The organism is Vibrio sp. D173a (assembly GCF_030248475.1).
This window is the reverse complement of record NZ_JAHGAH010000990.1, coordinates 1-636: the sequence shown is the minus strand read 5'-3', so window position 1 is coordinate 636 and position 636 is coordinate 1. Positions and strand designations below refer to the sequence as shown.

General features: G+C 47.2%; 1 protein-coding gene and 1 pseudogene. Both read right to left on the bottom strand.

All coding sequences use genetic code 11. The features are described 5' to 3' along the window. Positions 1-236 (bottom strand): annotated as a pseudogene (locus KIV40_RS30790) (hypothetical protein); the annotation flags it as partial. A gap of 82 nt (positions 237-318) precedes the next feature. Further along, positions 319-636 (bottom strand): thrombospondin type 3 repeat-containing protein (locus KIV40_RS30785; protein ID WP_285353090.1); only part of this gene is annotated, 318 nt, incomplete at its 5' end.

Below are 636 nucleotides of genomic sequence, written 5' to 3'. Positions count from 1 at the left end.
TTCAGAGAATCAGCATCGTCACTGCAGTTAATATCGACGGTAGAATAGGCATCTGACGAAACGCCAGAGTCTTCCAAACTGGTGACTCTCGCCTCGATAGAGTCTACCTCACCCGTCAAATCATCAACCTCAGTGCCTAAGGATGAGATGTCTTGGTCAAGCGCTGTGAAGTTGGCATTCAGTATTGGCGGTAAAAGTATTTGGCACCTCAGCAAATGCACTCGACGTAAACGCACTGGTAACTGCTGTTGCCAACACAAGTTTCATGGTGGTGTTCATGTTAAATTCCTTATATATCCGTATTCTGTGAACGGGCGTTTACTGCCAGTTACTATCATCCCAATTGGTGCTATCCCACGTTAACGCTGTGCTGGTTGCACAAGCGTCGCCAACACCATCGTTGTCCGAGTCGGCTTGGTCAGCATTCGCAGTGTTTATGCAGTTATCATTAAGGTTATCGATGCCATCGTTATCTAAGTCACCTGAGCGTGTATCATCGTTCGGATAGTCATCATCTAAGTTGTCGTAACCATCGTCGTCGTCATCACCAGCGCGGGTGTTGTCATTTGGATACATGTCGACGTCATTGTCGTAGCCGTCGTTGTCGGTGTCGTTAGGGTACTGATCATCTATGTT